13 protein-coding genes are annotated in these 12,460 nt (G+C 49.0%); 8 read left to right on the top strand and 5 right to left on the bottom strand.

Annotated features, from left to right (window positions below; all coding sequences use genetic code 11):
• The first annotated feature begins 256 nt into the window (after nucleotides 1–256).
• From ACI7RC_RS15370 to ACI7RC_RS15360, 3 genes are all read left to right on the top strand, one after another.
• Nucleotides 257–2,176: a sigma 54-interacting transcriptional regulator gene (locus ACI7RC_RS15370; protein WP_408109103.1), complete on the top strand. Its 1,920-nt coding sequence runs from the start codon at nucleotides 257–259 to the stop codon at nucleotides 2,174–2,176.
• Nucleotides 2,177–2,390: 214 nt separating this feature from the next.
• Nucleotides 2,391–3,509, top strand: coding sequence for an NAD/NADP-dependent octopine/nopaline dehydrogenase family protein (locus ACI7RC_RS15365; protein ID WP_408109102.1), 1,119 nt, complete (start codon nucleotides 2,391–2,393; stop codon nucleotides 3,507–3,509).
• Nucleotides 3,510–3,543: 34 nt separating this feature from the next.
• Nucleotides 3,544–4,854, top strand: coding sequence for a hypothetical protein (locus tag ACI7RC_RS15360; protein ID WP_408109101.1), 1,311 nt, complete (start codon nucleotides 3,544–3,546; stop codon nucleotides 4,852–4,854).
• Nucleotides 4,855–5,081: 227 nt separating this feature from the next.
• Here the strand turns inward: ACI7RC_RS15360 and ACI7RC_RS15355 are convergent, their stop codons facing one another.
• The 3 genes from ACI7RC_RS15355 to ACI7RC_RS15345 form a co-directional block, all read right to left on the bottom strand.
• On the bottom strand, nucleotides 5,082–6,227 hold the full coding sequence (locus ACI7RC_RS15355) for a site-2 protease family protein (RefSeq protein ID WP_408109100.1): 1,146 nt from the start codon (nucleotides 6,225–6,227) through the stop codon (nucleotides 5,082–5,084).
• An 87-nt stretch (nucleotides 6,228–6,314) separates the two neighbouring features.
• Complete coding sequence (locus ACI7RC_RS15350; protein WP_408109099.1) at nucleotides 6,315–6,611, bottom strand: iron-sulfur cluster biosynthesis family protein; 297 nt, start codon at nucleotides 6,609–6,611, stop codon at nucleotides 6,315–6,317.
• 93 nt (nucleotides 6,612–6,704) lie between these two features.
• Nucleotides 6,705–7,058: a DUF3905 domain-containing protein gene (locus ACI7RC_RS15345; RefSeq protein ID WP_408109098.1), complete on the bottom strand. Its 354-nt coding sequence runs from the start codon at nucleotides 7,056–7,058 to the stop codon at nucleotides 6,705–6,707.
• 161 nt (nucleotides 7,059–7,219) lie between these two features.
• Here ACI7RC_RS15345 and ACI7RC_RS15340 point away from each other — a divergent pair, with 161 nt between their 5' ends.
• Nucleotides 7,220–8,410: a glycosyltransferase family 2 protein gene (locus tag ACI7RC_RS15340; RefSeq protein ID WP_408109097.1), complete on the top strand. Its 1,191-nt coding sequence runs from the start codon at nucleotides 7,220–7,222 to the stop codon at nucleotides 8,408–8,410.
• Nucleotides 8,411–8,480: 70 nt separating this feature from the next.
• On the opposite strand, the gene sspK is transcribed toward ACI7RC_RS15340, so the two are convergent.
• Nucleotides 8,481–8,612 (bottom strand): small acid-soluble spore protein K, encoded by a 132-nt coding sequence (sspK, locus tag ACI7RC_RS15335; RefSeq protein ID WP_408109096.1) that lies wholly within the window; start codon nucleotides 8,610–8,612, stop codon nucleotides 8,481–8,483.
• A gap of 86 nt (nucleotides 8,613–8,698) precedes the next feature.
• Here sspK and ACI7RC_RS15330 point away from each other — a divergent pair, with 86 nt between their 5' ends.
• The 3 genes from ACI7RC_RS15330 (at nucleotide 8,699) to ACI7RC_RS15320 (ending at nucleotide 10,705) form a co-directional block, all read left to right on the top strand.
• Entirely contained in the window at nucleotides 8,699–8,968 is a 270-nt protein-coding gene (locus tag ACI7RC_RS15330; protein WP_408109095.1) for a DUF3886 domain-containing protein, read from the top strand.
• Nucleotides 8,969–9,111: 143 nt separating this feature from the next.
• The gene (locus ACI7RC_RS15325) at nucleotides 9,112–10,473 is read left to right on the top strand and encodes a glucose-6-phosphate isomerase (RefSeq protein ID WP_408109094.1); all 1,362 of its coding nucleotides are present in this window, start codon (nucleotides 9,112–9,114) and stop codon (nucleotides 10,471–10,473) included.
• 1 nt (nucleotide 10,474) lies between these two features.
• Nucleotides 10,475–10,705 (top strand): excisionase family DNA-binding protein, encoded by a 231-nt coding sequence (locus ACI7RC_RS15320; protein WP_019121529.1) that lies wholly within the window; start codon nucleotides 10,475–10,477, stop codon nucleotides 10,703–10,705.
• Nucleotides 10,706–10,715: 10 nt separating this feature from the next.
• Here the strand turns inward: ACI7RC_RS15320 and ACI7RC_RS15315 are convergent, their stop codons facing one another.
• Nucleotides 10,716–11,096, bottom strand: a complete 381-nt coding sequence (locus ACI7RC_RS15315) for a DUF1259 domain-containing protein (protein WP_408109093.1) — start codon at nucleotides 11,094–11,096, stop codon at nucleotides 10,716–10,718.
• 139 nt (nucleotides 11,097–11,235) lie between these two features.
• On the opposite strand from ACI7RC_RS15315, the gene ACI7RC_RS15310 reads away from it, so the two are divergent.
• A complete protein-coding gene (locus ACI7RC_RS15310) occupies nucleotides 11,236–12,372 on the top strand; it encodes a zinc-dependent alcohol dehydrogenase (protein WP_408109109.1) in 1,137 nt (378 codons plus the stop codon).
• Nucleotides 12,373–12,460: the final 88 nt, after the last annotated feature.

Genomic DNA, 12,460 nt, shown 5'->3' with positions numbered 1-12,460 from the left:
CTCTTAGCTTCTTTCGGCGCTTGAAGAGGGAGTCCTCTCGGTGGGGATGATAGATCAACCCTCATGAAGAGTTTTGTTCGTATGTTAGAAAATTCCTTTCGCACCATAAAGTTAATGTAAATTGGTTTTATGAACTACTAAAGGAGATAGATTCAGAAGTATAGTGGGAAAATCTAACTGAGCGAACTGTGCTATATTTATCATACAATTGAATCATTGGCCTGTTGATTAGTATGTGATTGGAGTGTGGAATTGCATGAAAATTGCGGTGGCTGGATCGGAATTCTTCCAGCGCTATATCCGAGAAATTAGAGAAGCGCGGCTTTTTGAGTCCGTAGAAATTATTGAATTATTTATTGACAATAAAAACATCGATTGTCCCAAGGTAGCAAAGGAATTGGAAAAAAATAATGTTCAGATTACGGTCATAGGGCCAAGACATTATCAAAATTTAAAGCCATACCTAAATGTTCCCTGTTATATCATACGGCCCGGAATTGTTGATTTTCTGTCGCTCAATAAGCAAATCAAAGACCACTCAAAAACCTGTACTCTCTTACCATATCCAGAAGATATTGACTTCAGTGCATTGGAAAGCGGTCTCAATGTTCAATTCAATAAAGCCTCATATCACGATGTTAATGACATGGAGAATACCGTTAAATTACTTAAAGAGCGCGGTTTTTATACAGTTATCGGCAATAAGATGGTATGTGCCGCGGCTCATAATTATGGCATGCAAGGGATCTACTATTATAGAAAGGAGGGTATGATTGAAGCGATCAGAACTGCCGTGCAGATGGCTGAGAACAGTCAGCGCGAGGAGCAGTATATCAACGAGATTAAGACCATTTTATCCGGTACCATTAACGGCGTCATATCCACTTTGCATGATGGAACGATCAGCTATGCCAACGAGTCCGCATTGAGTATCCTGAAAACCACGCAGGAAAAACTATATGGCCGCAGTATCAATGAATTCCTGCCCCGCGATATTATTGAACGGGTACTCACCCAAGGAGGGCAGGAGAACAATATTACCTTGTGGTTTAACAATGTGCAAATTATGGGGAACCTGATCCCGCTCAAAATCGGCGACGGCATCCGGGGCGTTTGCTTAAACTTTGAAAATATCTCGAAAATATTAGAGTTAGAAACCATCATCAGGCAGGAAATCAAACGTAAAAACTTTACGACTCGCTACTCTTTTGAAGATATTATCGGCAAAAGCAGCGCAATCAGGGACGCCGTAGATCGGGCAAAACGATTTGCACTAAACGATTCGACCATCCTGATTACCGCGGAAACCGGCACGGGAAAAGAAGTCTTCGCACAAAGCATCCATAACTTGAGCCGGCGCAGGCAATATCCTTTTGTGGCCATAAACTGCAGTTCTATTCCGGATACATTATTTGAAAGTGAGTTATTTGGATACGAAACCGGCTCATTTACCGGTGCGACTAAAAAGGGAAAACAAGGATTAATTGAGTTGGCGCACCACGGCACAATATTTTTAGATGATATCGATTCGATTTCACCTAGTTTTCAGTCGAAAATCCTGAGGGTGATTCAGGAACGGGAGATTATTAAGATCGGTGGAGACAAAACCATTCCGATTGATATCCGCTTTATTGTCGCTACTAATCGCGACTTGAAAGCAATGGTTGAGGAAGGTTTGTTCCGCAATGATTTGTATTATCGTCTAAATGTTCTCCGATTATCGATTCCACCATTAAATCAAAGGCGGGAAGATCTTCCGGAACTTTATAGATTCTACCTGTGTCGATTTGACCAGGCGCTTTTTAAGGATATCGAAAAATTCTTTTACGACATCTTTAAACCGGCGTTTGAATGTGATTATCCGGGAAATATCAGAGAGCTCATAAGTATTACCGAGCGTTTTGTAACATTGGCGGATCGGTCGCGGCTTGACGATATTTCTTATCTTCAGCAACTGCTGGTTGAGTGTCTTGATATTCCAAAAAATACTGCGACGTGCGAGCAAATAGGCGTAATTATTGGCGAAGATTATAACAAAGATGTTAAAGCTGCTGAAAGGGAAGTACTGCGGTACTATTTGGCTAAGCATAACGGGAATATGGTTGAGTTGGCTAAGTCACTGGGGATCGGCCGTACTACCCTGTACAGCAAGCTCAAAGACTTTTCCCTCAAATAATAGAACCGTCGACTCTCGTCGGCGGTTTTCTATTTGATTACCATTGATACGGTTAAAAACGTGTTCGTATTTTTGAACTGATTTCCTAAATTTCGAACAAAACCGAGGGGGAACAAAGATTCAGCCGCGAAAATCGTGGCTTTTTTATTGGCACAAGTTTTGCAATTATAGTAAGGCCAACTGTAACAATTGCAGAAATAAAGGAGGGGTTATTTTGAAAAAGCGAAAGATTACAATTATTGGCGGAGGTAATGGTGGCTTTGCGGCGGCAGCCGATCTAACCATCCGCGGGCATGAAATTACTTTGTATGAACTACCGGATTTTCGAAACGGACTGGCTGAAGTCATTGAAAAAGGTGGTATAGAGCTAGAGACTTTACCCAGCAACGGACTTAAGGGCGGATTTGCTAAAATCTACAAAATTACCTTTGACATCGAAGAGGCGCTGAAAGCATCTGATATCGTTTTTGTTATCGTCCCTTCCAATGCCCTTGAGACGATCGCCAAACTTTGCGCGCCGCACCTCCGCGAAAATCAGATAATCACGCTTTGCCCGGCCAATTTTGGGGGAAGCATAATGTTCAGAAAAGTACTTAAGCAGTATGGATGCGAAAAGCAGGTATGGATCGCTGAGTCTAGCTGTATGATGTATGCATGTCGCAAAAAAGATGCCTCATCTGTTTGGGTTAGAGGTTACAAGCACGATCTCGGCGTTGCCTTCTTTCCAAGCGAAAACAGTGACGAAGCATTTAGGCAATTACAGGAAATATATCCTATATTTATAAAGTATGATAACGTTCTCGCCACCGGCCTGTCCAACCCTAATACGCTAATGCACACGACCCTGATGATGGCTAATCTCAGCAATATCGATAACCAGGAGGACCGATTATTTTATCGTGAATGCTTTAGCCAATCCGTCCAGAATATTCTAGATGTATTGGAAGCTGAACGAATGCAATTCAATAGTATCCCGGGACTCAAGCTGACAACATTATGGGAAATGTTTGCAAACTGGTATAACTACCAGGGTGCAAAGGGTTCATCGTTACGAGAATTAGCTACAAGCGCGCCATTCTACGCTCACAGCAAGATGCCTACGTCAATTAACCATCGCTATCTCACCGAGGACGTTCCCTATGGACTGATTCCTATCGAAGAACTTATGGAACAGCTTGCTTTACCGCATAAGGCTACCTCCGCGCTTGTTCAGACGTGTTGCACAATGTGTGGCACCGATTTCTACAAAGAAGCTCGCACCTTGAAGGAATTGGGATTGAAAGGCTTGGACAGCAAACAAATGATGAATTACCTTGCTAGCGGCAGTTATTAATGGCAGAAGATAATTTAAAAAAAGGGTTGATTTTATGGATGTAAATTTTAATATATGGTGGGGACTTCTGGGATTATTGCCATTCGTGGCTTATATAGTAATCATGTATCGGGGCATGGGTATGGTGTCCGGTACACTTTTGTGTGTAATACTTGGGGGTATCATCAATCATCACGGTATATCGGGAATTGGCAATGAAATTCTCAATTCACTTAAAACTCCCCTAGCGGCTGTTGGATTTATCATAATGCTCGGGAGAGGACTCGGTATGGTGCTGTTGGAAACAAAGGTAGCGCATACCATCGTGTATGGGATTATACATTATATTGGCATTAAAACGAAAAAACGTGCAATGTTTGGAATTATGATCGCTACCATGTTTATTACCGCTCTGTTGGGGACAATGGCCGGAGGCGTAGCAATTATTTCCCCCATCGTTGTGCCTATTGCGGCAGCAGTAGGGCTGTCCCGTGCTACTGTTGGCGTCTTGTTCCAAGGTGTAGGCGAGGAAGCGTTAACCTTAGGGCCATTTTCTCCGCCAGTGGTTACACTTCTTACCATCACCGGCCTTACATACTCATCCATGGTGCTCGGAGCTGCTATTCCTGTAGCAGTAGTAACCATTATTGTCACATGGTTCATGGCTTTGCGGATCCAGCGGCAAACCGAGAATTCGCTCACCTACTCCGAAGACATGCAAGTAGAAGCGTTTCATCCTGACAAGAAACAAAAATTTGCCGCGGCTGTTTTCCTCATTACCTTCTTAGCTCTAATCGCCTACGGCATCTCTATCAAAGCGGGCACCGGCTTTGTTGTCGCTGTTATGATTGGTCTTGCTTTGCTGGTCGGACAGATTGGCCGGCTTAGTCTGGACAATACCTTTCAGTTGTTTGTAAAGGGAATGGCAGGGAATCTCTGGCTCTTCTTCGGTATCCTCCTATTAAGTCCGCTGATTAATTACGTTGAAATGGCAGGCGGTTTTAAGGCCCTAACTATTCTGGTGGAACCGCTTCTTAACTCCGGAGGTGCAGCTGTTACAGTAATCGTTGCCGGACTCTTTGGTGCGTTTGGTGTATCGGGTAACGTCGAAGCGGAAATGATAACGTTGCACACCATGTTCAAGGATGTTCTGGCCAGGCAGGAAGTATCAATGGTTGCCTGGGCTATAACCTTGATCGTAGCAACAAGGGTAACGAATTTTATTTATCCAGGCGGCAATATGTTTGCAATGATGGGTTTTGCTAAGTTGAAAGAGATAAAATGGATGCTGAAAAATGGTTACATGGTTGCACTCGCGCAAACAATTTTGTTAATTGTATACGCAATATTGCTTGTTAAAAAATAGTATCCGGCACATTGGGTAAAGAAAAAAATGCTTCTTCGTTGGCGCGCCACGAACGGAGCATTTTTTCTTTCCCACCATCAATGTTCTCCACAGCAAAAAAGGCTTTTCACTGATTGGAAGTTGATGATTCTTTGGCCAATCCAACATTCGGATTACAACGAAAGCGGCGTGCCGATCCAATATTGATTTGCACGCCGTTTTGCATGCCATTTTCGTTTGTTTCCCTTTTACAGGAAGTTCCGGTGATACTCGATAATATGATTCCCGTACAGCATGAACAACGAAAGGACGATTGCCAGCCCGAGATAGGCAGCCAGCACCTTCCACTTCGTACTGGCCGGCGCGGTGTAGTACGTGTTCAGGCGATGAATCTCTTCTTCGATCTTTTTCAGCCGTTCGGCAGCCTCCAGACTGGCCTGTGTCAACAGCGTCGAAGGAACGGGCCGGTCGGGATCGCCGTCTTCAAATTCAACAGGGATGCGCTCCCACTGCTGCAGCAGCTCCCACTCGGCCGTCGCGTACTCGCGATCCAGCCGGTCTTTATCCCGGGCAAACCGCTTGTCATCCTGAAGAAAGGGAATGGCAAATCCGGCTTTTGGCGGCACCGTTTGGGAAAAGGCGAGGTATTTCTCGTAGAGAGCCGCGCGCCGCTCGGCAAGGGACGGCAGAGACGGCCACTGCTGCACCTCGTGCAGAAACTCCGTCAGCTTCATCTTTTCGTAGCTAAGCACGCGATGCTGATACCCTTCGCGAATCCGCCGCCACCAGGTGAACAGGCCAAAGATAAAGATCAAAAAGAGAATCGGGTCAGGCGAGAAGATGAGCAGTAAACCGATTCCCGCCAATCCGAAGAACCAGATTTTGGTAGACAGGACAGAGACAATGCGCCCTCCGTCCAAAGGCGATACAGGCAGCAGGTTGAACAGATTCAACATGGCCCCTAAAAAGATGACCAAACCCCAAAACGGATGATGCGTCCAGGCGTACAGGGGAACTGCCGGGAGGAAAGCAATCAGCCCGGCCAACGGGCCGCCGTAAGCCAGATATGCTTCCGTCTTGGCGTCGCGCGGCTGTTCCTTTAATGAGATAAGTGCGCCGACAAATGGCAGAAAGATAGCCGGTGAGGTGCGGATGCCTTTTTGCTTGGCGGCGATTACATGCCCCATTTCATGAACGAATATCAGGTAGACGAGCGCAGCCGCAAACTTCCAGCCAAACGCCAAAGCGTAAGCCCCCAGGCTGATCACCATCGAAATCAATGTTCCGCCAAATTTGGATAGTTTTAAAAAAGGGATGATCCATTTTAATTTGGAAAGAAGAAATGCTCCGACAACGAAGAGTACTGAGCCTGCTCGCGTTTTTGTTTTAGCCATTGTAAGTGAAAGCCTCCCGTAATTCCCGTCCCTATTTCAAAATATCAATACATATTTATACGCGACAGGAATCGTTTGGTTTCAATCCTAGTCCAGCTTCGGGTTGTCGAACTGAAAGCCGAACTCCCCCAGCCGCTTGTCATAGCGGAGGCTGCCGCCGTCAAAATACCAAAAGTCCGCCGGGCGGATCACAAAGCGCAGCCCTTCCACTTCAAACAAGGCGTCGCCTGCTTGTTCCTGATCGCGTTCGATCGCGTAAAACAGTCCGCCCGTGCCCGGTCCGCTCGTTCTGACGTAGAGGCGCAAGGTGTCGCCGGGGCGGTAATCGGCGTATTGCTGGTAAGCTCGTGCAAACTCCGGCTGAATCGTCAGGCGAATCATCATGCAAATGCTCCTTTTTTCTCAAACGGTTATTCTTTCATTCTACCACAAGAAAAACCCGGGTGTTCCCGGGTTTTCTACAATGTCAGTCCGGCGTCAGTCGGAACCGTAGCTGCTGTCCCTCGTAGGGTGCTGAAACGGGACGCCTTTTGGAGGAATATCTTCAAGCAAATCTTTGTTTTCGCTGGTGTTCCAGCCGATGTCATTGGTGGGGTGAACCCACCTGTCGCCTGCCATCACGACAGGATCAACCTCTGTGCTCCACTGGTTGAGCGGAGATTCAGGAGAATCGTAAAAGCTGTCGCCGATCACGACGCCGAAATCATTGACAAACGGCTTCTTCATGGTCATGGAGGATTGTTTGAAATCCGGCGCCTCGATCTGATGGGGCAAGGTTCCGTCAATTCCTAGCTGCTCTGTTTTCTTCTCTTCATTTCGCTTTTCCGCCATTGTTTTTCCACCTCCTCCTGAGTATGGCTTGTCATCAGGGGACTTATTCGCGATTGTCTGAGTGTGAAGGTCTGCATTCACCAGAGAGGGTTGAGCCGGCATACGATACAAACAAAGCAAGGTTCAAGTTTTACCGGGTCGACAGCGAGGAGGAAAAACGTATGCTGGTCAGCGTCGTTATTCTGGCCCAAAATGCCGTTGATCGTCTGTTGTACAGCCTGCAAAGCTTTAATTTGCAGTACACCCCGTTTGACCAATTCGAAGTGGTCGTCGTAGATAATGCTTCTACGGATGGTACGAGAGAAAGGGTGGAGGAGTTTTCCGCCCATTACCAGCTTCGACCGGTCTGTTTGCAACAGCCGCAGAAGTACAGCGAGCTTCTATACGAGGGAGTGAAGGCAGCCAGGGGAGACCTGCTGATTTTTTCCGGCGCCAATATGATTGTCCCTCGTTCTTTTGTAGGTACGCATATCCAGGCCCATCGCCAAAAGGAAAAAATCATATTGGTCGGAACCATGTACCGTCGTGTCTACTCGGTGTTTTATCCGAACTTCTCAGAGCGGCAAAAATCCGAATGCCTCGCCTGGCTGCAGGACTATCCGCAGATCAAGCGGCCGCACACCATGGATCGGATCGTGCCGCTGCTGGATGAGAAACAGGTGGAGACGGAATACCTGACGGAAATAGGGCTGACCGGAAAAGAAACGGACGAATGGGAGGAGCCGCATCGGAGGAATGACACTTATTCAGATGATGAACCCTGGCGCCTGTTCCAGACGCAGCACCTCTCCGTTGAAAAGTCAGCGTTTCAGCTAATCAGGCAGATACCTCCTGCTTCCAACCAAGCGGAAGCGAATCGGAGGATTGGGTTTCGGCTCTTTCATGCCGGGTACACATTCCAGTTGAGCGATAAACTCGTCGGCATTTATCAGGAGTATCCCCAAGTTCAATGGGGCGCGGGCAGGCAAACGCCGCAGGAAGCGGAAGCTGAGCTGAGTCGGATCGAACCGGAGCCGCCGCCGACCGATCCGCCGACCGATCCGCTGACCGGTCAGCAAGGAACAAGTCCCCAGCCAGTCAGTCACGTACCGGTTTACCCGCTGCCGCATGTGCCGATTCCACAACACAGTTCAAGGCAGCCAGGGCGGCGAAGCGCAAGGCATGCTGCAAGCGGCAAACGGAAACACTCGGCTCGACGGCGGCGCAAGCGCAGGCAAAGGCAGCGGTCGCGAAGCAGACAAAAACAGGCGGAAGGACAACACCCCAAACGAAAAAGCCGCTCTCGGCGAGAACGGGGGAAGCACTCCCGGGGAGAACGGAAAAAGCGGAAAAAGAGCAAGAAAAAACGATGATTTCCGAAGTGAATCGGGTATGCGGAAAGGGATCCGCCTGGCACAGCGTTCGTCTATGCCAGGCGGGCGTTTATCTGTTCTCTTTCATTCGCTCCTGTGGCTGACTGTTGATGGAGCCGTCAGAGCGGACAGCCTCTGACTGGGATTTGGGGCCGCGTATGTCAGCCGTCTGCCCGAAGTCTTTTTCTTTGTTGCGAACCATGCTCATCCCTCCTCTCATTGGCTCTCCCTAGTATGGCCGGAAATGGTACAATGGATGAGACGCAAATTGGGGAAAGGGGCTTATGTATGGCTAAGAAACAAAAAAAACAGCAGGGCCGTGCGCCTGCCGCACCCATGCCAGAGCAAAAAGCGGGACAGAGCTTGAAAGATCTGCTGGGCGATGAGGCATTGGCCAAGCTGAAACAGGTGGAACGCGAGCTGAAAACCGCGAAACAAGAGGAAGAAGCGGCAGAGGCAGAGCGCCGCCGCCGCGAGCTTGCCGAAAAAGAAAAGAATAAATCATTCGCCGAGCTATTGGCCGACTACGATAAAAAAGGCGGCGGAAAATACAGTTAGGGCAAAGGCGAAAGTATTTGCCACCTCTCTCATAAGGTAGTAAAAAAGCTTCTGCCCTCTGCGTGAAGCTTTTACCCGAGCATGCGCCAGATGCAGACATCGGGGTACTTCTTTATGCGAAAGGAAAGGGGTGGCTGCACCGGATGAGCCAGCCAATTCGCTTTGACTTTGCAAACGCACGGCCTTTTGTCAAAAGCCACGAGTGGGAATACCTGGGCCCGGCGGTACGGCAGGTACACGACATGCTGCATCGCCGCTTAGGTCCGGGAAACAGCTCGCTTGGCTGGCTCGAACTGCCGCTATCCGCCGATCCGGCAGAGCTTGTCCGGGTCAAACGGGCAGCCGCAAGAATTCGGAATGACTCTGAGGTGTTTGTCACCATCGGCATCGGCGGTTCCTGTCTGGGAGCAAAAGCAGCCATAGAGGCTCTTGGCCATACTTTTTCCAACGTGCTTCCGCGCAAGCTGCGGACGTCGCCGGAATGTTATTTCGCCGGGAACACGCTTAGTCCCGTATACGTCTCTCATTTGTTCGATGCTATCGAGGGGAAAGAGATATCGATCAACGTGGTCTCCAAGTCTGGCTCAACGATCGAGCCGGCAGTGGCATTCCGCCTGTTTCGCGATTACCTGGTGCGGAAGTACGGGACGGAAGGAGCCCGGCGCCGCATCTATGTGACGACGGACACACAGTCCGGCATCCTGCGGAAGCTGGCCGATAGCGAGGGCTATGAAAGCTTTGTCATCCCCGGCGATATCGGCGGCCGTTATTCGGTGCTGACTGCTGCCGGGCTGCTGCCCATTGCGGTGAGCGGCGCCGACGTCGACGAACTGCTGGCTGGCGCCGCCGCTGCCTGTGAGCTGTGCCAAAGCCCGGAGCTGGACGAGAACCCGTGCTATCAATACGCGGCAATCCGCAACCTGCTCTACCGCAAAGGGAAGGAAATCGAGCTGTTTGTCACCTGTGAACCGCAGTTCCGGTATTTTTCCGAATGGTGGAAACAGCTTTTCGGGGAGTCGGAAGGGAAGGACGGCAAAGGGATCTTTCCCGCATCCGCAGAGTTTTCCGCCGACCTTCACTCGCTTGGACAGTACATCCAAGACGGACGACGCGATTTATTTGAAACGGTGCTGTCGATAGCCACCCCGGCCCGAGACGTGATACTGAAGGCAGAACCCGCCAATTCCGACGGACTTAACTACCTTGCCGGAAAAGGCATAGATTATCTCAATAAAAAAGCACAGGAAGGCACCTTGCTGGCCCATACGGACGGGGGAGTGCCCAATCTGGTAATCGAGGTGGAAGCGGCTTCGGCTTACCACCTGGGAAGTCTTTTCTATTTTTTTCAAAAGGCGTGTGCAATCAGCGGGTATATGATGGGAGTCAATCCGTTTGACCAGCCTGGAGTGGAAGCGTATAAGGCAAACATGTTCGCTCTGCTGGGAAAACCGGGCAGTGAAGCCCAACAGGCCAGACTGATTGAACGGCTGTACAGGAGTAGATAGTATGTATTTGACAGTAAAAGAGACGGCGGCGTATCTGGATCTGCCGGAATCATTTATCCTGGAAAAAATCTCGGAAGGCAGAATACGCGCCGTCCACAATGGCGAGGAATACATGATTAACAAGGAGCAATTCCACTTTCATCTGGAACAGATCAAGAAGCTGAAAGAATTTGAGCGTGAAGAAAAATTTGAACCGATTCCCGAGAGTTACGATTACAAGGATGAGGACTAATGGAGCTGCGTTATTTCAGCACATTGAGTGCTTTTCTAAGTCTTTTTGCAAATGTTACAGGGTTTTCCACTACTTCGATATGAACATACATTAATCGGGGCTTCTCGAATAGCCAGTGGTTATGGATCGCAGTTACCTTAAAACCTTGTTTGCGGGCAGCATCAACAAAACGATTGACTTCTCTTTGCAAGACCGTGATTTCCCCCGTGTTTAACGTTCTGCCTTGCTTATCGGGCGATTGAATGACGATCTCGTGCTCCGTGTCATAATTCCTGCCCAGGATCTTGGCGTGAAGATTTCGCTTGATCATGATGGAGCAGGTGTCGTTCGACATGCCTTTTCCGCCTAATATGCGAGCTAAACGGCTGCACAGCTGCTTGGATATTTTCATTGCTTGTTCCTCCTTTACCATTTTTCTCGTACACAATATGCCGGAAACGAAAAGTTGTACTAGACCTCTTGCTCAATCTTTCGCCTTTCAGGATAATGCCTTTCGGAGTTGGGGAGTAATGTAGGGAGAGGTGATGGAAGTGAGAGCAGTCACGTATCAAGGCATCAAGGATGTCCAAGTCAAAGAAGTAAAGGATCCCGTCTTGCGGGAAAAGGAAGATATTCTCGTTCGCGTGACCAGTACGGCTATCTGTGGTTCTGATCTCCATTTGGTTCACGGATTTATTCCCAATATGTACGAGGATTACATTATCGGGCATGAACCAATGGGCATTGTCGAAGAAGTTGGACCAGAGGTGACCAGGGTGAAAAAAGGGGATCGCGTCGTCATCCCTTTCACCATGGCGTGCGGCCGCTGCTACTACTGCCAGCACAATCTGGAGAGCCAGTGCGATCATTCCAACCCCCATGGAGATGCGGGAGGATATCTGGGCTACTCGGAGACGTTCGGAGGATTTGCAGGGGGACAGGCGGAGCTGCTCAGGGTGCCATACGGAAACTTTACCCCTTTTGTGGTGCCCAAGGAGTGTGAATTGGAGGATGAGAAGCTGTTGTTTCTCTCCGACATTATCCCTACGGCGTACTGGGGCGTGGATAACGCCGGCGTCAAGCCGGGTGATACGGTGGTGGTCCTGGGATGCGGTCCAGTCGGTTTGCTGACCCAAAAATTTGCCTGGATGAAAGGGGCCAAGCGAGTCATTGCCGTCGACTACATCTCCTATCGATTGGAGCATGCGAAGAACAAGAACCGTGTTGAAGTCTTTGACTTTACCCAGATCGAAAACATCGGCAGCCACCTGAAGGAAATCACGGGCGGCGGCGCTGACGTCGTGATCGACTGTGTCGGCATGGACGGGAAAATGACCGTGTTAGAGTTGGTAGAAAGCGCTCTGAAGCTTCAAGGCGGCGCGCTGGGAGCGATCGTCATCGCCAGCCAGGCTGTTCGCAAAGGCGGCACGATCCAGCTGGTCGGAGTGTACGGCGCCCGCTACAACGCGTTTCCATTGGGCGATCTGTTCGGGCGCAATATCACGTTGAAAATGGGACAGGCTCCGGTCATTCACTACATGCCTGAATTGTATCAGAAAATCGTCCGAAACGAATTCGACCCGACCGACATCATTACCCACCGACTGCCGCTTGAGCAGGCGGAGCACGCCTATGAAATCTTTGATACCAAGGAAGACGGCTGCATTAAGGTCGTATTGAAGCCTTGACGTTTCCGCTGCCGGAAAAAAGGATCAGCTTGTTGCTTGTGAACAAGCTGATTTTTTTTACACAAACAACGTTTTTACCGGCGTGGCG

It is taken from the genome of Brevibacillus sp. B_LB10_24, assembly GCF_046036945.1.
In the GTDB taxonomy this organism is placed as follows: Bacteria; Bacillota; Bacilli; order Brevibacillales; family Brevibacillaceae; genus Brevibacillus_C.
The sequence above is the reverse complement of the archived record's forward strand: the minus strand, read 5'-3'. Positions and strand labels throughout refer to the sequence as shown.

Excerpts from the sequence above, each read along its gene's own strand:
- ACI7RC_RS15330 (WP_408109095.1), top strand. The coding sequence starts at position 8,699 with ATGGCTAAGAAACAAAAAAAACAGCAGGGCCGTGCGCCTGCCGCACCC.
- ACI7RC_RS15315 (WP_408109093.1), bottom strand. The coding sequence starts at position 11,096 with ATGAAAATATCCAAGCAGCTGTGCAGCCGTTTAGCTCGCATATTAGGC.
- ACI7RC_RS15345 (WP_408109098.1), bottom strand. The coding sequence starts at position 7,058 with ATGGCGGAAAAGCGAAATGAAGAGAAGAAAACAGAGCAGCTAGGAATT.
- ACI7RC_RS15325 (WP_408109094.1), top strand. The coding sequence starts at position 9,112 with ATGAGCCAGCCAATTCGCTTTGACTTTGCAAACGCACGGCCTTTTGTC.
- ACI7RC_RS15355 (WP_408109100.1), bottom strand. The coding sequence starts at position 6,227 with ATGGCTAAAACAAAAACGCGAGCAGGCTCAGTACTCTTCGTTGTCGGA.
- sspK (WP_408109096.1), bottom strand. The coding sequence starts at position 8,612 with ATGGTTCGCAACAAAGAAAAAGACTTCGGGCAGACGGCTGACATACGC.
- ACI7RC_RS15360 (WP_408109101.1), top strand. The coding sequence starts at position 3,544 with ATGGATGTAAATTTTAATATATGGTGGGGACTTCTGGGATTATTGCCA.
- ACI7RC_RS15320 (WP_019121529.1), top strand. The coding sequence starts at position 10,475 with ATGTATTTGACAGTAAAAGAGACGGCGGCGTATCTGGATCTGCCGGAA.
- ACI7RC_RS15350 (WP_408109099.1), bottom strand. The coding sequence starts at position 6,611 with ATGATGATTCGCCTGACGATTCAGCCGGAGTTTGCACGAGCTTACCAG.
- ACI7RC_RS15340 (WP_408109097.1), top strand. The coding sequence starts at position 7,220 with ATGCTGGTCAGCGTCGTTATTCTGGCCCAAAATGCCGTTGATCGTCTG.
- ACI7RC_RS15370 (WP_408109103.1), top strand. The coding sequence starts at position 257 with ATGAAAATTGCGGTGGCTGGATCGGAATTCTTCCAGCGCTATATCCGA.